Genomic DNA, 18,568 nt, shown 5'->3' with positions numbered 1-18,568 from the left:
TACAGGTGTAAAGCTGGTAACAGCATAGCCGAGTAGTACTAATTACCCGTAGATTTATAGCCTAATTGGCAGCAGAACTGCGCCGCTCAGGTTCTCTCTTTGTGAATGTTTTTATCGATAAAATTATGTAGAATGTACGAAAGTACAATGTACAGAGTAAAGCGAAACGCTAAAATACTTTATACATTATACAACAATACATCCCTACGTTATATACAGCCTTTAGGGTGGTTTTAGCGGTGGGGCTCACCTGTTCCCATTCCGAACACAGAAGTTAAGCCCACCAGCGCCGATGGTACTGCGAAAGCGGGAGAGTAGGTCGCCGCCAGTTTTTATTCAAATCCTCAATCATTTAATTGATTGAGGATTTTTTTTTGTGACCAAAATTTAAGATTCAAGATTCAAAATTTAAGATTCAAGATTCAATATTCAAAAACCAAAATTCAAGATTTAACATTCGGTACGGGATGCGGAATAAGAGGTTAAGGTTAAGGTTAAGGTCGCGAGATCTGGGTTATCATTTTTTCATGTCCCATGGCTAACACTCATTACTTATCGCTCCTCAATCATTATATTTGTTGAATAAGTACAAATGAAATATGAGAGAAATAGTGTCTTATTTGATAAACGATATTTTGAATGCGCATCATGATAATGGATTTGAGGTCGAAGAAACTGTACAGACAATTGAGCAACATTTCGATGATGTTGAAAAATATTTAAATGGAATGTCTTCCAATCTAACTTTTGGTGAATACTGTGGTCTTGAATCAAAATATTTTCCACCTGCAGACTATTTCAGTGAAGAAGAATTGTCCCTGATTTGCAAAGAGTTTGAGAAAATGATGTACACTTGGAATTTGGCATATGATTACCCAGAGAAACTGCCAATTTCCCTAATTTATAATGCATTAATTGAAACTTTAGATACTCAGACTACAATCATTAGCAGTGGCATGATACATTTTGATTTCTGCACCGGCTATGCCCCAGAATGTGTTTGGAAAGAATACTGTCCGTGCTTAGAAATATGGAATAGAGATGATGATGATGATGAAAACTATAACAAAGGTCTTTAAAATGTATTTTGTTGTTTAAGTCAGTTCTGATTTGATGTTCTTGCCCATTAGTAATCAACTATGCTTTTATGCGAAATCCCCTAGCCCCGATAGAAGCGGCATCCTTTTTTGTCTTGGATGATTAGGTAAATTAGCCAAGACAGCCGGCGACAAAAAAGATACAGCGGATAGCGGGAAACAGCTCCTGAAAATTACAACAGGAGATTCCATTACCGGATTTTGATTTTGTAAAAAACCCGACCTGCAATTTTTTTTTAGACTTTTAATTGTCGATTTTTGCAGATTATAATTTAATTTTTCAGATGAAACTTTGTATCGCAGAAAAGCCAAGTGTAGCACGGGATATAGCTAAAGTATTAGGCGCTACTATGCCTAAACAAGGCTATATGGAAGGAAACGGATATTGTGTTACATGGACTTTCGGACATCTTTGTACCTTAAAAGAACCGCACGATTACGGTCCGGAACTCAAGTCGTGGAATCTGATTTTTCTTCCGATTATCCCAAAAAACTTCGGTATAAAACTGATTCCGAATAAAGGGGTTGAAAATCAATTCAGAGTTATTGAAAAACTGGTAGGAGAATGCGATGAAGTAATTAACTGCGGTGATGCCGGGCAGGAAGGTGAACTGATCCAAAGATGGGTACTGCAAAAAGCTAAATGTGATAAGCCTATTAAACGTTTGTGGATTTCTTCGTTAACCGAAGAAGCCATTAAAGAAGGTTTTGAAAAACTGAAACCTGCTGATGATTACAAAAATCTTTATCTGGCGGGAAATGCGAGAGCCATTGGTGACTGGCTTTTAGGGATCAATGCTACCCGTCTTTTTACCAAAAAGTTTGGTGGAAACAAGGCAGTTCTCTCCATTGGAAGAGTTCAGACGCCCACTCTGGCAATGCTAGTACAAAGACAAAAAGAAATCGACAGTTTCAGTACCGAAGAATACTGGGAACTGAAGACGAAATACAGGGATGTGGTTTTCAGTGCAGCCATTGACCGTCTTAAAACTTTGGACCGCGCAGAAAAAGGTCTAGCCTACTTGAAAGAAAATATATTTGAAATTGTTTCATTCGAAATAAAAGAAGGCAAGGAAAAAAATCCAAGACTTTTTGATTTGACAGGTCTTCAGGTTGAAGCGAATAAGAAGTATGGTTACTCTGCCGAAAATACATTGAACTACATTCAAAGTCTTTATGAGAAGAAGCATGTGACATATCCGCGTGTGGATACCACTTACCTTTCTGAAAGTTTATATCCTAAGATCGGAGGGATTTTAAAAAGCATGAACTTTTACAGAGAGCTGATTGCTCCTTTGCTTGAACAGCCTATTCCTAAATCGAAGACAGTTTTTGATGATACGAAAGTAACGGATCACCACGCCATTATTCCCACAGAGGTCTCGCCTTCACAGAATTTAAGCAAAGAAGAGAAGTTAATTTATGATTTAATTGCCAAAAGATTTATTTCCGTTTTTTATCCGGAGTGTAAAATTTCCAATACTTTGGTAGAAGCTAAAGTCGGCACAATTCCGTTTAAAACAAGTGGAAAACAAATTCTGGAGCCGGGATGGAGAGCTGTTTATGCTAAAGAGCCGAAAGATAAAGAAGAGCCGTCCGATAAAGACAAAAACGGCGAAGAAGAACAGTTGATTCCTGAATTCAAGGCAGGAGAGAGTGGACCGCATGATCCATTTATTCATCAGGGAAAAACTTCACCACCGAAATATTATACTGAAGCAACTTTACTTCGTGCTATGGAGACTGCCGGAAGACAGATTGATGATGAAGAACTACGTGAAATGCTGAAGAACAATGGCATTGGAAGACCGTCTACCAGAGCAAATATCATTGAAACTTTATTCAAGAGAAAATATATTGAAAAGAAAAGGAAAAATCTGATTGCAACGCAAACCGGAATTCAGCTTATTGACGTAATTGAAGATGAAGTGCTTAAAAGTCCGGAACTTACCGGAGAATGGGAATTTAAACTCAGGAAAATTGAAAGTGGGGAATATGAGGCCAATACTTTCAAAGATGAACTCATCGCTATGGTTTCTGATTTAACGAGTAAAGTGATTAAAAGTAAGGGGAAATCTTTTGTTTTTGAAGAGGAGAAGCCAAAGGAAAAAAAGAAAACCGAACCTGCCGTAAAGAAAGAATTACAGTCCTGGGAAGAAATTCAATGCCCGAAATGCAAGCAGAACCATTTGATGAAAGGAAAAACTGCTATTGGATGTTCTGATTTTAAAAATTGCGGATTTAAAGTTTCCTTCGAAATTTTCGGGAAGAAAATTACTGAAAAGCAACTGATGGATCTTATTCTGAAAGGAAAAACATCTAAATTAAAAGGTTTCAATATGCATCCGCAAAATATCTCTGAAGGTACTCTATCTGTTTCAGACCAGAATTTTGAAGTTCTTTTATCATAAAAAACAGTAAGCATGAGAAATGCTTACTGTTCCTAAAATTAAAATATTAAACAGAGAAAACTAATCAATAAATAAAGTTGCAATAGCTGTAGCTTGTGCTCCTGTAAGGATTTCATCGAAAGACGCAGATCCTGCCTCTGCACCAAACGCTGTAGCAGTATTAAATCCTGCCTGCGTAGTTACCTGCTCACCTGCATATACCGGATCTGTAGCGGCTGGCATACTTCCACCATTGTTAAGCTCGATCCAGCCTTTGTTCATTCTCATTCTTCTCACTTGTGAAGCGTGTCTTGCTTCAACAGAGTGAATTTGTAATGCTGCCTGAAGAATCGCTTTGTTACCCATCACATTTCCTGCCTGTCCTTTATAAGCTCTTACTCCGGTATCTTCAAATGCCTGAGCAAGAATTAAGAACTGCTGATAGTTGGTCATCGGTGAAAATGCACCGTTCGCAGTAAAGTCAAATGTAGGTTTTGCACCTGGTGTAACTCCTAAAGAAGTAAGGGCTGCTTTTAAGAATGCTACGTGAGCCTTCTCATGCTTTGCAATTTGCTGAAATACTACACGGTCTGCTGTCGGGATAAGAGTTCCTGCGGCAAGCCCCATCGCGTAATATTCATCTTCGAGGTACTCTAAAATCAGCGCTAGCTGTAATGCATCTGTTAAAGCATCTTTTTTAAATGCAAGTGTTTCTGCAGTCTCCACTTTTTTTGTTTCAGCTTTTGCGTTTCCTGAAAGAAAAGCTCCAAGTCCTAATGGAATTGCGGCTGCTGCGGTTCTTTTTCCGAAAGATGACAGTTGGCTCAGATTTTCATTTCTTGATAATGATTTTGTAAATAAAGCGTCATCTGATAATGTATCTAGTATTTTTAGAATATTCATAATTTTTGATTTTGCGGTTAATGATGATTGTTGTTTATCCGATACCTCTTTCTTTCCAGGTAAACGGTGTTTTAAAGAATCCGCCTGCTGCGGCTACCACGTCTTTTGGATCTTTTGCAACGTCAAGACCATTGGCGTCTATCACATCATCACCCGAAAATGCTGCTGTGCCTGGGTTAATCATATCTCGAATCGCACTGGCATGTCTTGCTTCTACTGAAACAATCTTTCCTGCGATTACCAGATAATCCGGATTTGTAATGAATTTTCCTGCAGCATTATAAGCAGCTACACCAGTATCTTCCAAAGCTTTTGCTGTTGCTAAAACAGAAGTTCTGTCGCTAAAATTAACGTTTGGATACTGGAATTCAAGTGTTGGTAAAACCTGACTTGTCACTCCGCTCAATGCAGCTTTGAAAAAGTCTCTGTGAATCACCTCATGATGATAAATATCCGTAAGTACAGTTTTTTCTGCTGTTGAAGCATTCGTATAAAAACTGTTGACTACTTTAGTATAGAAGTCAGCTTCAAGCTGTTCAAGAGCATAGGCATAGTTTAAAACACCGACATCTCCCGTTCCAAGGTCAAAGATTCCTGTGTTTACATCGTCGAAATCATCGTTACATCCTACAAGCGCAAGACCGGCAACCATGGCACCGACGCCGCTCATTTTTAAGAAATTTCTTCTTCCGGAGTCCAGAGTGGGCTTGCCGAAAACAGTGATTGTTTTTTTCATAATATTAATAATTTAATGGGTTCATATCTAAAGAAATTCTGCATCAGTCTGAAAAACTGATGCAGAAAAAACACTAAACTAAGGCATTAACACTGTGTCGATAACATGTATTACACCATTTGACTGATTTACATCTGCTATTGTAACTTTAGCTTTATTTGCTTTCGCGTCTGTTACATAAAGATCTTTTCCTTTTGTCCAGAAAGTAAGGGCTTCTCCCTGAACTGTTTTCATTTCTGCTTTACCTCCTCCGGTTTTCACTGCTTCCCAAACCTGTTTTGATGAATATTTCCCGGGTAATACATGGTATGTAAGAACTCCCTGAAGCATAGATTTATTTTCTGGCTTCAATAAGTTGTCTACAGCGGACTTTGGAAGTTTTGCAAATGCAGCATTTGTAGGTGCAAATACCGTGAACGGTCCGGCTCCCTGTAAAGTTTCTACAAGATCTGCTGCTTTTACAGCTGCTACCAAAGTAGTATGATCTTTAGAGTTCATTGCATTTTCTACAATATTTTTAGAAGGATACATGGCAGCACCCCCTACCATTACTGTTTTTTCTTTCATGTTCTGTGCAGCTGCGTTTCCGCTAAAGGCAAATGATAAAGCTACCATTCCTGCTACTGCGATTTTTGATGTGAAGTTCATTGTTCTGATTTTTAAATTATTTGAATCTTGATTTTTGATCTGTCATGTGGTGATCTTATGGTGATGTACGACAGTATGATATTTATCAGTTTTAAATAATGTAAAATAATTTATAACTATTTGATTTTCAGTACAAAATATTTCGTTTTATTTTTAATATCACTTTTATATTTCTGTTTTTTGATAATGGAAATTTGATTAATGGTGTAATTCTTGATAAATTTGTAATTGTTACAAAAACAAACCACTTTAAACATAAAATTTAAAGCGAGAATTTAACTACATTTGAACATCTTAAAACACCAGGTCATCAAAACAAAGTACTCCGAAGAAGAGATAGTCAGCATGATTACACGGCATGACGAAAATGGATTTCATTACTTATATGAAAACTATTCGTCTGCGCTGTATGGAGTAATTTTGAAGATTGTACATTCCAGAGAAGCTGCCGAAGAAATTATCCAGGATACCTTTGTAAAGGTTTGGAATTCTATTTCGCAGTATGATAAAGGTAAAGGAAGACTGTATACATGGATGATTAATATCGCCAGAAACACAGCACTGGATTATTTAAAATCAAAAAGTTTTCAGAACGAACTTAAAAACCAATCTCTTCCGGATTTCGTATATAACGACAGCAAGCTGTCAGTATCAGATAATCAGGACTTTATTGGATTTAATAAAATTCTGGATAATCTGGAAAATGACAAAAGAGAGCTTATCGACTTAGCTTACTACAAAGGTTTCAGTCAGTCTGAAATTGCAGAAAAGCTCAGTATACCACTTGGTACGGTGAAAACAAAAATGCGGAATGCGTTAATGAAATTAAAGGATTTGTTAAAAGATTACAGGTAAAGTGAATACTCAGGAATACATATCATCCGGCATACTTGAGGCATATATTTTAGGCACGGCAACTCAAGAGGAATCAGGCATTTTAGAATGCGTGATGTCTCATAATGCCCAGGTTCGGGAGGCTTTTGAGGAAACTCAGAAAATCCTCGAAGATCTTGCCACTGCTCAGGCTGTAAAGCCAGCTGATGAGCTGAAAGACAAAATATGGCTCAAAATATCACAGACTGAAAAAGAAGTGATACCCTTATCTGTTGATAATCAGCAGACAAAAACCATACCGTTGCCAGCTGAACTTCACATAGAGTCTGACGCTACTTCAAAATCATTATGGAGTAAGCTGTCTGTAGCGGCATCAGTACTGTTGGTTATAAGTTTAGGTGCCAATCTTTTTTGGATGACAAAATCATCTGAAAAGGATGATCAGATTATTGCCATGAGAAATCAACAGAATGATACTGATAAAAAAATCAAAAATATCAACGATAAATTAGGTCTGATTACCAATCCCGATTTACAGAAAATTGTTCTTGCAGGCGTTGAAACCCATCCGGATTCTAAGGCAGTTGTTTTTTGGGATAAAACCAATACAAAAGTGTATCTTAATGTACAGAATTTACCGGACGCTCCATCAGGTAAACAATATCAGCTATGGGCAATCGCTGACGGCAAACCTGTAAGTGCGGGAATGTACACCAAAGACAAGGATACCCGAATTGCTTTATCAGAAATTCCAAAGGCTCAGGCTTTTGCTATTACTCTTGAGCAGGAAGGTGGAAGCGCAGCTCCTACAATGGAGAATATGTATGTGATGGGTACGGTACTTTAAAGGTAATCACTTAGCAAAACCGCAATAATTCCCAAAAGAGCGGGCAGAGCCTGTACAAAAAATATTTTTTTCGTTGCTGAAATAGCGCCGTAAATTCCGGCAATTGCTACACATCCCAAAAAGAACAGCGAAACATTCACCTGCCATTTCTCATCACAGATGACGAGTGACCAGATAAGTCCTGCAGCAAGAAATCCGTTGTAAAGTCCTTGGTTAGCTGCTAAACCTTTCGTTGGTTTAAACATTTCCGGCGGAAGGGCAGATTTAAAAACCTCTTTACCTTTTGTTTCCCAGGCAAACATTTCCATCCATAGAATGTACAGATGTTCCAGTGCCACGAATCCGATCAGTATTTTTGCGACAATTTCCATGAGGTTTAATTTTTGTTGATGTAAAACTAAAAAAATAAACTTATGTTTGATCCTGTAAATCTGAAAATGGATCATTTTAAAACACATTTAGATAAATTTATTACACTTTCTGAGGAAGACTTTTCTTCAATGATGTCTTATTTTAAGACCATTGAAGTAAAGAAAAAACAGAATTTAATGATCGGTGGGGAAACCTGCAGATCCATTTACTTTGTGGTTTCCGGTTGTCTTAGAAAATTCTTTATCAACGGAAAAGGTATTGAGCAGACCACAGAATTTGCCATAGAAAACTGGTGGATCACCGATACTTTTGCTTTCGAAAGACAGATTGCATCAGAATTTACTGTTCAGGCGGTTGAAAAATCTTTGGTTTTGGTTTTGGATCATCACAGCCAGCAATTGCTTTTTGAAAGACATCCACAACTTGAAAGATATTTCAGGATGGTGTATCAGAGAGCTTATGCAGCGTCAGAAAGACGAATCCGTTATCTTTATGAATTTTCCAGAGAAGAACTGTATCAGCATTTCAGCACCAAATATCCCTGGTTTATCCAAAGAATTCCTCAATATCTGATAGCCTCGTTTTTAGGCTTCACACCGGAATATCTCAGTGAAATAAGAGCAAAGTTAAAGCTGTGATTGTGGTTTGATATCTTACTAAATCTAAATGCAAATATTCATGTGCCGATGTCAGTCTCAGCTGTGTTGAAGCCCCGCTTTTAAATTGCAGATTAAAAGAGATTTTTGCTGTCTTTTTGCTTTACCCCGGTCCTAAAAGGAGGAAAAAAGAGCGAATCGATTTTATTAAACACTGGATCATGAAGTTTTTATGCTTTTTTAATATGCTTTGAATATTCTTAGGAAAATTACCAACGAAACACCTTGATTGCTCAAAAACTTGAAACGTCTCCAAAACCGGATTTTTGACTGGAGAAATTCCAGTGAATTGAAATTTGCGCCCTTTAAGGCTGGGGAAAACAAATTTCAAATGCTAACATGATCTTAATGAAAATTTAATTACGCATTGCGCTACCATAAATCAGCCTTGCAGATTCGTAAAAAAACTTAACCATTTAATTAACTTAATGGTTCCAAGTTATACTAAAGCTTTCAACCAAATTTAAAGATTCTACGCTTTCTTAAACCAGTTTAAGATTTTTAAGTTGAGATATTCTGACCTTTGTCCTGTAAATAAAAACAATGAATAATACGTTCAATTATCTTCCACAGTTATTGTTAAGACTTGCTTTGTCGATAACTATGCTTTCAGCAGTCGCAGACCGTTTCGGTTTTTGGGGTGAAAATTCCGCATGGGGCAACTGGGAAAACTTTGAAAAATACACACGGCAGTTGACCTCTTTTCTTCCTGAAAGCGTGGGAGGTTTTTCAGCTTACGCAGCTACATTTTTAGAAATACTTTTTCCGCTGATGCTGATTTTCGGATTTAAAACAAAATGGGCAGCTCTGGGAACAGGTTTTCTGCTTTTGATTTTCGCTCTCTCAATGAGCGTAGCTTTGGGAGTAAAAGCACCATTGGATTATTCAGTATGGATAGGTTCTGCGGCCGCTTTTATACTCGCAGTACAGTCAGATTATAAATATTCAGTAGATACATTAATTAAAAAATCATAACAGTTATGAGCGCAAGATTCAACATGGCAACTGTACACAGTGCCGCTTACAAAGCAGGAATAGGAATGGAGGCTGCCCTTCAGAACTCTTTTTTAAGTCCTATTCAGAAAGAACTGATTAAAATCAGAGCATCACAGATCAACGGATGTGCCTTCTGTCTCGACATGCACACCAAAGATGCCCTGAAATACGGTGAAACACCACAGCGTATCTTCCTTCTCAACGCTTGGAGAGAGGCAACTGAACTTTACACCGAAGAAGAGCAGATCATCATCGCTATTGCCGAAGAAATTACTTTGATCAGCCAGAAAGGACTTTCAGAAGAAACTTATCAGAAAGCAAAAGCTTTGTTCAGTGAAAGCCAGATTGCCGATATTATTATGGCAGCAGTCTCTATCAATATGTGGAACAGGATTGCGATCTCTACACATCTGCCGGTAGGAGGGTAGAAGTTTGGAAATATCAGGAATTGCCTCCGTAAAAATACGGGGCAATTTCCGTATTTTTACGGAGGCGTTCTGTTGTTTTTGTGTTTTATATTTACAGTTAAGGATTGATTTCACACCAGTCAAAAAAAAACACAAAAACATTTATTTTATGAAAAAAGAACAAAATCCGATGGCGATTGTGATTGATTATTTGGCCGCCATCCTGCAGACCCTTTGTGAAATCAGGGATGCGCTCAAACAAAAAGCATCCCGGGATGAAGAACTCATTGATCAGGCTGATGCAAAGAGAATTCTAAAACTAGGAGATACCGCTCTGTACCGGCTGCGGATAAGCGGTAAAATTCCCTACAGAAAAATTGGCGGAAAAATTTACTACCCGAAATCATTCTTCAACAATGCCTTCAATTCCTGAAGGCTTTTTTTGTGCCCCGTCTTTTGCTTTTCTTCGGGATCGCTTTGGGTTTGGTTCGGAAAAAGTACCGTTTTCCCGAACGAAACCCGAACAAAACCCAAATCATTCCGAAGCTAAAACTCTTCTAACCGTTCAAAATCATTCAATACCTTTCAGAACAGTTTACTTTTGTCGGAGGCGGTTGCAGTGAAGGTATTGTGTTTTAACTTTGGGTCATTAACCATTAAAAACAGATAAAAATGGCTACATTTAACAAAGGTATCCTTGGAGGATACAGAGGAAAAGTGGGAACAGTAGTAGGAACTACCTACAGAGGTATGGACGTCATCCGAAGCCTGCCGAAAAAGTCATCTAAACCGCCTACAGAAAAACAGCTGCAGCAGCAGATGATTTTCAAACTGGTGACGGCATTTCTGCAGCCGCTGAAAGGCATTCAGAACCAGTTTTTCGGAAGCAAGCAGGGAACAAAATCACGCACCAACATGGCACAGTCGTACACCATGAAAGAGTGCATCAGCGTCAACGCAGGTATTCCATCGCTTGTGTACACGAAGGTGATGATTACCAAAGGTGAGCTGGCAGGTTTTCAGAATGTTCTGAGTTCTGCAGAGCCCAATCAGGTTATTGAATTTACGTGGGACGACAATTCAAGTCAGGGCAATGCCAGTGCCACGGATCAGGCTTCTGTAGTATGCTGGTGCGAGGAGACCGCCGCTTTTGAGATCTTCGAAAATGTCGCTACCCGCACATCAGGCACCGCCTCGGTTACCCTCTCGTCTTTCTATTCCGGCAAAGACGTCCAGGTCTGGGTCTTCTTCACCAATGAAGCGCAGACCACCGCGAGCAACAGTCCGTATCTCGGTACGGTGACATTGCTGTAAGAAATTTCTCCATCTGAAAAGGTGGAGATTTTTTTTAGATTTAAAATATAATCTGATATTTCCAAATATGGGGATTCCCGTAAAGGGGACAATAGAATTTTGTTTATATTTGAAAAAACTAAAAAAAACTTTGACTCAACCTAATCAAAACCCAGAGCAAAAAGCCCGCGACCAGATCGATGCAATGTTGCAACAGGCTGGTTGGCATGTACAATCAAAGAATAATATTGATTTCAGTGTTGGAATGGGTGTAGCTATTCGTGAATACCAAACCAGTGTCGGCCCTGCAGATTATGTTCTGTTTGTCAATCAAAAACCTTTGGGATTGATAGAAGCCAAAAAGGAAGATGAAGGACATCGGCTTACCGTTGTTGAAGAGCAGTCAAAAGAATATGCAACGGCTGACCTGAAGTTTTTCAAGAATACAGAAGGATTAAAATACATTTACGAAAGCACGGGTGTTGTTACCCGATTTACCGATTATACCGACCCAAAGCCTCGGGGCAGAAATGTTTTCAGTTTTCATAAGCCGGAGACTTTATTGGAATGGTCAAAGAGAGAAAAAAGTTTAAGAGGAAGGTTTGCTGATTATCCGGTGTTGGATGAGACGAATTTGCGTCCGGCGCAGATTATTGCCATTAATAATTTGGAGAAATCTTTTAAAGGCAACCGACCAAAAGCATTAATTCAAATGGCGACCGGTGCAGGTAAAACCTTTACAGCAGCCACTTTTATTTACCGCTTGCTTAAATTTGCAAAGGCTAAACGCATCCTGTTTTTAGTGGATACCAAAAACTTAGGAGAGCAAGCTGAGCAGGAGTTCAGAGCGTATCAGCCACAGGATGATAACCGGAAGTTTACAGAGTTGTATAACGTACAAAGATTGACGTCGAGCTATATCGCCGATGAAAGTCAGGTTTGTATTTCTACTATTCAGCGGATGTATTCTATTTTGCAGGGTGAAGAAATGGAGGAGGATGAAGATGTAATCAATCCCAATGAAAATTCATCGTGGATAGAAAAACAGTTGGCAAAAAAAGATGCCATTCCGGTTGCCTACAATCCAAAAGTTCCTATTGAGCAGTTTGATTTTATTATTATTGATGAATGTCACCGTTCTATCTACAATCTTTGGAAACAGGTATTAGATTATTATGATGCTTTTTTGGTGGGCTTAACTGCAACGCCCGATAAAAGAACCTTTGGTTTCTTTAATGAAAATGTAGTCAGCCAATATACATACGAAGAATCGGTGATTGACGGCGTGAACGTTCCTTACGATGTTTATTTAATAGAAACCGATATTTCCACCAAAGGAGCTTTGATAGAGAAAGGTTGGTTTGTGGACAGAAGAGATAAATTATCAAGAGCCAAACGCTGGCAACAGGAAGATGAAGACACCACTTATCTGCGAAATGATTTAGATAAGAAGGTTGTCAACATCAGCCAAATCAGAACGATTATTACGGCTTATAGAGATGCCTTGAGAAAGGATATTTTCCCGAATCGTTTTGATGAAAACGGTGAATATGAAGTGCCTAAAACTTTGGTCTTTGCCAAAACCGACAGCCACGCCGATGACATCATCAACATGATCAGAGAAGTATTTGACGAAGGCAATGACTTCTGCAAAAAGGTAACCTATAAAATAGAAGAAGACCCGAAATCGGTGCTGAACCGTTTTAGAAACGACTACTATCCGCGTATTGCCGTAACGGTAGATATGATTGCGACCGGAACCGATGTGAAACCTCTGGAAGTGTTGCTGTTTATGCGGGATGTGAGAAGCATCAATTATTTTGAACAGATGAAAGGACGTGGTACGCGTACCATTCCTGCCGATAAATTAAAACTGGTAACCAAAACTGCCGATGCTAAAACACACTTCGTGATTGTGGATGCAGTAGGTGCCACCAAATCTAAAAAAACCGACAGCCGACCGTTGGAGCGACAGCCAACTATTCCCTTGAAAGATTTGTTGCAGGCCGTAACAATGGGTGTGCAGGAAGAAGACGTGTATCTTTCATTGGCAAACCGACTTATCCGTCTGGAAAAACAACTAACCGATGCTGAAAAAGAGAAGATACAGGAACTGGCAAAAGGGAAAAGTCTAAAGCAGATGACCCGTGAATTAATTGAGGCTTTTGATGACGATGTCATTGCCGATAAAGCAAATGCCATTATTGCACAGATCCAGGTTGATGAACGTACGCCTGCCAAAGAAGCAGAGGCCAGAGCAGAAGCGCAGGAAGCTTTGCTGAAAACGGCATCACTCACCTTTAACGGTAAACTGAACGACCATATTGATAATGTGCGCAAACAGCACGACCAGATTATTGACCACATTAATCTGGATGAAGTGACCAAAGCAGAATGGGACACAGAATCGGTGGACAAAGCCAAAGCCCTGATTAACGATTTCAGTGAATACCTGAAAGCCAATAAAGACGAGATACAGGCGCTGAGTATTTTCTACGACCAGCCTTATAACCGCCGCAACATTACTTTTAAAATGATAAAAGAAGTTATGGACAAACTGAAACTGGAAAAACCGCTGTTGGCTCCGGCTCACGTTTGGAATGCCTATGCGGGTATAGAAGAAGTGAAAAGCGATTGCCCGAAAGATGAACTGACGGCATTGGTTTCTTTGATTAGAAAAGTGTGTGGCATAGATGAAGAACTGAAACCCTTTGATAAAACCATAGACGAGAATTTTAAGCGTTGGATTTTTGCACAAAATGCCGGACAGCACAACCGCTTTAGCACTGAGCAAATGGAATGGCTGCGAATGATAAAAGACCACATTGTAAGTTCTTACCATATTGAACTAGATGATTTAGATTATAATCCGTTTGACAGCAAAGGCGGAAGAGGAAAGATGTACCAATTATTTGGTAACGAAATGGATAGTATTATTAATGAATTAAATGAAGCATTAGCTGCATAATGAGAGAAGATTGGATAGAATCAAGTTTAGGTGAGGTTTGCAAGATAACATTAGGTCAATCTCCGTTATCAACTGATTGTAATAATCAAAAAATAGGATTGCCTTTTTTCCAAGGTAAAGCTGAATTTACAAGTAAATATCCCATTCCAAGAGTTTGGTGTGCAAAGCCTAAAAAGATTGCAAATGCTGATTCGATTTTATTATCAGTAAGAGCTCCCGTAGGTTCAACAAACGTTGCATTTGAAAAATGTGGTATTGGTAGAGGTCTTGCAGCACTTGAATATGATTTGTGTCAAGATTTCATACTTTTTTATTTAAAAGCTATTGAACAAGAACTCGATAGCAAAGGTACTGGGACTACATTTAGAGCTATTTCAGGTGATATTTTAAGAAATCAAAAAATTCCCTTACCACCACTTCCCGAACAACGAGCCATTGTTAAAAAATTAGAAAGTTTATTTGGCAGTTTAGATGCCGGTATTGCCGATTTAAAAAAAGCACAACAGCAATTAAAAATTTACAGGCAAGCGGTTTTGAAAAAGGCTTTTGAAGGGGAGTTGACGAAGGAGTGGAGAAATAAACAGAATAATCTCCCAGGTAATAATGAATTATTAAAATTAATTAATAATGAACGAGAAAATTATTATCAAATTCAATTGGAGGAATGGCAAATGGCAATCTCTGATTGGGAAAAAAATGGAGATTCAGAAAGAAAGCCTGTAAAGCCAAAACTATCAAAACTATTAAATCAAATTACGAAGGAAGAGTTTATAGATGATTTGTTTGAAATTCCAACTAATTGGATTTGGGATAGATTAGAAAATTTGATATTCGAAGTTAAGGATGGTACACACGACACACCTAAGTATCAAGAGAAAGGTATTCCGTTTGTTACGCAAAAGAATATTAAAAACGATGACATAACATTTGATAATATTCAATTTATTTCAAATTTAGACCATCAAAAGTTTTTTGCACGTTCCAATGTGAAAAGAAATGATATAATTATGGCTATGATTGGTCATAATAGGGGAACTTGTACCATTGTAAAAACTGATATTGTTTTTAGCATTAAAAATGTAGCACTCTTTAAATTTTTTGAACAAATACAGGTAAATAAATATTTTCTTTACTTCTTTCAGTTTACTGGTGGACTAGAAATAATATTAAAAAAGTCAAAAGGAGGAGCACAACCTTTTATTGGGCTTACAGAATTGAGAAATTGGCCAATTCCTTATTGTTCATTTTTAGAGCAATCACAAATAGTCAAACAAATCGAATCCCGTTTATCTGTTTGTGATTCCATAGAACAAAACATCAAAGAAAGTTTAGAAAAAGCAGAAGCTTTGCGCCAAAGCATTCTTAAAAAAGCATTTGAAGGTAATTTACTAACCGCACAGGAATTGGCAGAATGTAAACAAGCTGCAGACTATGAACCTGCGAGTGTATTGCTGGAGCGAATAAAAGCGGACAAAATAAAAAAAATAGATTATGCTTCAATTTGATAGTATAAAAAGAGATCATATTCTTAAAGCAATAAAACGATATAATAGTATCAAATTTATTGAAGACGATGAGGGGATGTATGATGTAGTACACGAAAATAACTTTTATCCTCTTAGAGCTATAGCACTAGAAGCTATAAGAAATGAATATCATGATGTGGATTTTTTATATGATATAATAGATGTTATCGAACTTTTTGAAAGGCTTGAGTTTATTGTAGAGCGACGTAACGACATATGGAAATTATCATGTAATGTTCCATATACTAATAAAAACTCTTATGATCTATTGAAGAAAAAAAAGATCGTTTACGGTTTCAAAAAAGATGGTCAATATAAAAAAAATGACTTGATATTGATTATCGAAGGTTTTGTTGTACGAGCAATAGGAAAAATAAAAAGTGACCAGCTAATTAATGCGGCAAATGGAGATAGTCAAATCAGGGATTTGATGCTTGACCATGCATTATTAACGAGAGATTTTTATATGATGGAAGTGGAGTTTTATGAACTTAATACATCACAAAGATTTAACTATGAGGTAGCACAACAGATTATAAAAATACAAAGTTTTCCTATTCAAATACGCACTGAAAATGTATGGAATAATCGAAATGTTGTAATTGAAGAAATCCATTTTAGAATTGCTCCGCGAGGATTTGACAAATTAACCTATTCTACTAAATATCCAGTTATAACTTTCCATAAAAATAATTGGGATGATTATGGTTACTCAACAACATTTAGTTTTGATCTCTACTACAGTCCAAATTTTAAAATTGATATTGGTACCATAAAAATTGGAAATGATATAGACAAAAGTATTGACCTTCCAGTTAACTTCGAAATGTTAGAAGGTAATTACTTTTCTTTAGGTGCTGACATTGATTATTATGAGAAATTAACTGAGATCTTCCCAGTAATATTTCGAGATATTTTAAAAGCACTTAACGATGTTGCTAATGATAGGTCGATTCTAAATAAATATTATGAGTTAGAAATTTTTCAGAAATCTTTCTTAAGAAGCTCGGAGTCAGAATACATTCTTGAAAATTTATCAAAAATTTTAACTGATAGAATTAGAGACATTAGTTATGATTTTACATTTAAATGTAGAGTGGGAAATGCATTTAATGACCACGAAGTCAAATTTATAATCGAAGATTCTAAATCAACCAGCAGTAGATTTTATTGCATCGTTGGAAAAAATGCGACAGGGAAAACAAAATATTTGTCTTATCTAGCAAATAAATTAGCGGACAACAATGAAGTTGGAGAATTTATTCCTAACCGACCAAATTTCGTAAAAGTTATTGCAGCATCCTTTAGTTATTTTGATAAATTTAAACTTCCAGAAAAGCAGGATACGAATTACGAATTTATTGGGATTAAAGATGATAATGGAACTATTAATCAAGATTTCAATTCATCAAAAATTTGGCAATCGTATAAACAAATTGCAAAAGATCCGATTAAAAGTGAATTATGGTATAAGTGTATAAAAAGTTCTTTAGAAACAGATTATTTAGATTTTTCACTAAGTGATCTGAAAAATGTAAGTCAACGAAAAAAATTTATTGCTCAGACGGAGAGTATATTCAGTTCAGGTCAAAACATCATATTCCAGTTTGTCACACGATTAATAGAATGTATTGAAAATAATTCAATTTTAATATTTGATGAACCCGAAACGCATTTACATCCTAATATAACGGGTCGTTTAATTCGTACGATTAATTTTATTTTAGATGAATATAAGTCTTTTTGCATACTTGCTACCCACTCTCCAATAGTGGTTCAAGAAATGCAATCAAAATATATTAGAATTTTCGACCGTATTGAAAATAGTCCACTAATTTATGCTCCAGTAATCGAATGTTTCGGTGAAAATTTATCAGAAATAAGTAACACTATTTTTAAAGTAGATGAAGAAAAAGAATTGTACAAAACTCAGCTAGACCAATTTATTGAACAAAATAAATCCTTCGATGAAATAAATGATTTATTTCAGCATGGTTTGAGTTTAAATGCTCGTATTTATCTTTTATCTAAAATGGGATCAAACTTATGATGAAGTGTGTGTACATAGGGGAGAATGAATATGATACTTTTGCAACAATAGTTACGGAAAAGTATAATCCTAGTAAAGCTGTTTTGACAACGATTAAAACAAGAGTTGAATCTTGCTATAATCAATATTTATTTAGATTTGATGAATTAGAGGCCAAACAATTTTCAGAGTTTTCTGCTGCGGAAGTTGAAGAAAAAAAACATCTGCAGGGGTGTTATTCTAGTTTAACTAAAACAGGAATTCCGATTAAATCATCTATTTTGTCCAGTCAACCAGATGTTTTAAAAACTTTGTGCCCATATTGCTTGCTAGAAGCTCCCAAAACTTTGGATCATTATATTGGGAAAGATGAATTTCCAGAATATTCTTTTTTAGTGAAAAATTTAATACCGTGTTGTTATAGCTGCAATAATATAAAAGATATTAAGTGGAGAGATAGTTACAGGAGAAGATTTATACATTTTTACAATGATAATTTTTTTGAAGAGCAATTTTTGTTTGCTAGTTTAAGAATCATCGAAAGTACACCAATTATAAATTTGTCCTTAGTAAAACCACAGAATTTAGATGATGATAGTTTTCAAATAGTAAGTTGGCACTTTGAAGATTTAAAGTTATTAGATCAGTATGAGCAAAAATGTAACACATTACTTTCAACAGAAATAAAAATTATGAAGGATGGGAATTTTAATGACGGGCTTACTTTGCAACAAATAGAAGTCCAGTTGCAAAGAAGGGAAAAAAATTTCGCAGATGATTATGGTATAAATTACTGGAAATCTATTATGTTCCAGTGTATGTCTCAAAATGTAAAGGATCTTTTAACGTGTTAGCATAAAAAATTA

Annotated in this window: 17 protein-coding genes and 1 rRNA gene; 14 read left to right on the top strand and 4 right to left on the bottom strand. The window is 36.8% G+C overall.

Annotated features, from left to right (window positions below; genetic code table 11):
• Positions 1-223: 223 nt before the first annotated feature.
• The 3 genes from rrf to IC610_RS08015 all read left to right on the top strand — a co-directional run bounded on the left by rrf (position 224) and on the right by IC610_RS08015 (position 3,508).
• Positions 224-331 (top strand): 5S ribosomal RNA (gene rrf / locus IC610_RS08025).
• Positions 332-599: 268 nt separating this feature from the next.
• The gene (locus tag IC610_RS08020) at positions 600-1,079 is read left to right on the top strand and encodes a hypothetical protein (RefSeq protein ID WP_191736148.1); all 480 of its coding nucleotides are present in this window, start codon (positions 600-602) and stop codon (positions 1,077-1,079) included.
• Between the two features lie 302 nt (positions 1,080-1,381).
• Positions 1,382-3,508: a type IA DNA topoisomerase gene (locus tag IC610_RS08015; protein ID WP_191736146.1), complete on the top strand. Its 2,127-nt coding sequence runs from the start codon at positions 1,382-1,384 to the stop codon at positions 3,506-3,508.
• A gap of 60 nt (positions 3,509-3,568) precedes the next feature.
• Here IC610_RS08015 and IC610_RS08010 read toward each other — a convergent pair whose 3' ends face one another.
• The 3 genes from IC610_RS08010 to IC610_RS08000 form a co-directional block, all read right to left on the bottom strand.
• Positions 3,569-4,390, bottom strand: a complete 822-nt coding sequence (locus IC610_RS08010; RefSeq protein WP_191736144.1) for a ferritin-like domain-containing protein — start codon at positions 4,388-4,390, stop codon at positions 3,569-3,571.
• Between the two features lie 34 nt (positions 4,391-4,424).
• Positions 4,425-5,126, bottom strand: coding sequence for a ferritin-like domain-containing protein (locus IC610_RS08005; RefSeq protein ID WP_191736143.1), 702 nt, complete (start codon positions 5,124-5,126; stop codon positions 4,425-4,427).
• A 78-nt stretch (positions 5,127-5,204) separates the two neighbouring features.
• The gene (locus IC610_RS08000) at positions 5,205-5,774 is read right to left on the bottom strand and encodes a fasciclin domain-containing protein (protein WP_191736141.1); all 570 of its coding nucleotides are present in this window, start codon (positions 5,772-5,774) and stop codon (positions 5,205-5,207) included.
• 345 nt (positions 5,775-6,119) lie between these two features.
• On the opposite strand from IC610_RS08000, the gene IC610_RS07995 reads away from it, so the two are divergent.
• Positions 6,120-6,629 (top strand): RNA polymerase sigma factor, encoded by a 510-nt coding sequence (locus IC610_RS07995; protein WP_191736139.1) that lies wholly within the window; start codon positions 6,120-6,122, stop codon positions 6,627-6,629.
• Between the two features lies 1 nt (position 6,630).
• Complete coding sequence (locus tag IC610_RS07990; protein WP_191736137.1) at positions 6,631-7,455, top strand: anti-sigma factor; 825 nt, start codon at positions 6,631-6,633, stop codon at positions 7,453-7,455.
• Here the strand turns inward: IC610_RS07990 and IC610_RS07985 are convergent.
• On the bottom strand, positions 7,452-7,826 hold the full coding sequence (locus IC610_RS07985) for a DUF1304 domain-containing protein (RefSeq protein ID WP_191736135.1): 375 nt from the start codon (positions 7,824-7,826) through the stop codon (positions 7,452-7,454). The genes IC610_RS07990 and IC610_RS07985 overlap by 4 nt on opposite strands.
• Before the next feature lie 66 nt (positions 7,827-7,892).
• Between IC610_RS07985 and IC610_RS07980 the strand changes: the two genes are divergently transcribed.
• From IC610_RS07980 to IC610_RS07940, 9 genes are all read left to right on the top strand, one after another.
• On the top strand, positions 7,893-8,465 hold the full coding sequence (locus IC610_RS07980; protein ID WP_191736240.1) for a Crp/Fnr family transcriptional regulator: 573 nt from the start codon (positions 7,893-7,895) through the stop codon (positions 8,463-8,465).
• A 561-nt stretch (positions 8,466-9,026) separates the two neighbouring features.
• Positions 9,027-9,458, top strand: a complete 432-nt coding sequence (locus tag IC610_RS07975; protein ID WP_191736133.1) for a DoxX family protein — start codon at positions 9,027-9,029, stop codon at positions 9,456-9,458.
• Positions 9,459-9,463: 5 nt separating this feature from the next.
• Complete coding sequence (locus IC610_RS07970; protein ID WP_191736131.1) at positions 9,464-9,907, top strand: carboxymuconolactone decarboxylase family protein; 444 nt, start codon at positions 9,464-9,466, stop codon at positions 9,905-9,907.
• Positions 9,908-10,055: 148 nt separating this feature from the next.
• Complete coding sequence (locus tag IC610_RS07965) at positions 10,056-10,319, top strand: helix-turn-helix domain-containing protein (RefSeq protein ID WP_191736129.1); 264 nt, start codon at positions 10,056-10,058, stop codon at positions 10,317-10,319.
• 239 nt (positions 10,320-10,558) lie between these two features.
• Positions 10,559-11,200, top strand: coding sequence for a DUF6266 family protein (locus IC610_RS07960; RefSeq protein ID WP_191736127.1), 642 nt, complete (start codon positions 10,559-10,561; stop codon positions 11,198-11,200).
• A 109-nt stretch (positions 11,201-11,309) separates the two neighbouring features.
• A complete protein-coding gene (locus IC610_RS07955) occupies positions 11,310-14,147 on the top strand; it encodes a type I restriction endonuclease subunit R (protein ID WP_228462866.1) in 2,838 nt (945 codons plus the stop codon).
• Positions 14,147-15,652, top strand: coding sequence for a restriction endonuclease subunit S (locus tag IC610_RS07950; protein WP_191736124.1), 1,506 nt, complete (start codon positions 14,147-14,149; stop codon positions 15,650-15,652). The genes IC610_RS07955 and IC610_RS07950 overlap by 1 nt, the downstream gene beginning before the upstream one ends.
• Positions 15,639-17,723, top strand: coding sequence for an AAA family ATPase (locus IC610_RS07945; protein ID WP_191736122.1), 2,085 nt, complete (start codon positions 15,639-15,641; stop codon positions 17,721-17,723). Before IC610_RS07950 ends, IC610_RS07945 begins: the two co-directional genes overlap by 14 nt.
• The gene (locus tag IC610_RS07940; protein ID WP_191736120.1) at positions 17,720-18,556 is read left to right on the top strand and encodes an HNH endonuclease; all 837 of its coding nucleotides are present in this window, start codon (positions 17,720-17,722) and stop codon (positions 18,554-18,556) included. The genes IC610_RS07945 and IC610_RS07940 overlap by 4 nt, the downstream gene beginning before the upstream one ends.
• Positions 18,557-18,568 lie beyond the last annotated feature (12 nt).

It is taken from the genome of Chryseobacterium caseinilyticum (assembly GCF_014837145.1).
GTDB lineage: Bacteria > Bacteroidota > Bacteroidia > Flavobacteriales > Weeksellaceae > Chryseobacterium > Chryseobacterium caseinilyticum.
This window is presented reverse-complemented; position numbering and strand designations above follow the sequence as displayed.

Bases quoted from the DNA above. Each gene is read 5' to 3' on its own strand.
- IC610_RS08020 (WP_191736148.1), top strand. From the start codon at position 600: ATGAGAGAAATAGTGTCTTATTTGATAAACGATATTTTGAATGCGCAT.
- IC610_RS08015 (WP_191736146.1), top strand. From the start codon at position 1,382: ATGAAACTTTGTATCGCAGAAAAGCCAAGTGTAGCACGGGATATAGCT.
- IC610_RS08010 (WP_191736144.1), bottom strand. From the start codon at position 4,390: ATGAATATTCTAAAAATACTAGATACATTATCAGATGACGCTTTATTT.
- IC610_RS08005 (WP_191736143.1), bottom strand. From the start codon at position 5,126: ATGAAAAAAACAATCACTGTTTTCGGCAAGCCCACTCTGGACTCCGGA.
- IC610_RS08000 (WP_191736141.1), bottom strand. From the start codon at position 5,774: ATGAACTTCACATCAAAAATCGCAGTAGCAGGAATGGTAGCTTTATCA.
- IC610_RS07995 (WP_191736139.1), top strand. From the start codon at position 6,120: ATGATTACACGGCATGACGAAAATGGATTTCATTACTTATATGAAAAC.
- IC610_RS07985 (WP_191736135.1), bottom strand. From the start codon at position 7,826: ATGGAAATTGTCGCAAAAATACTGATCGGATTCGTGGCACTGGAACAT.
- IC610_RS07980 (WP_191736240.1), top strand. From the start codon at position 7,893: ATGGATCATTTTAAAACACATTTAGATAAATTTATTACACTTTCTGAG.
- IC610_RS07975 (WP_191736133.1), top strand. From the start codon at position 9,027: ATGAATAATACGTTCAATTATCTTCCACAGTTATTGTTAAGACTTGCT.
- IC610_RS07970 (WP_191736131.1), top strand. From the start codon at position 9,464: ATGAGCGCAAGATTCAACATGGCAACTGTACACAGTGCCGCTTACAAA.
- IC610_RS07965 (WP_191736129.1), top strand. From the start codon at position 10,056: ATGAAAAAAGAACAAAATCCGATGGCGATTGTGATTGATTATTTGGCC.
- IC610_RS07960 (WP_191736127.1), top strand. From the start codon at position 10,559: ATGGCTACATTTAACAAAGGTATCCTTGGAGGATACAGAGGAAAAGTG.
- IC610_RS07950 (WP_191736124.1), top strand. From the start codon at position 14,147: ATGAGAGAAGATTGGATAGAATCAAGTTTAGGTGAGGTTTGCAAGATA.
- IC610_RS07945 (WP_191736122.1), top strand. From the start codon at position 15,639: ATGCTTCAATTTGATAGTATAAAAAGAGATCATATTCTTAAAGCAATA.
- IC610_RS07940 (WP_191736120.1), top strand. From the start codon at position 17,720: ATGATGAAGTGTGTGTACATAGGGGAGAATGAATATGATACTTTTGCA.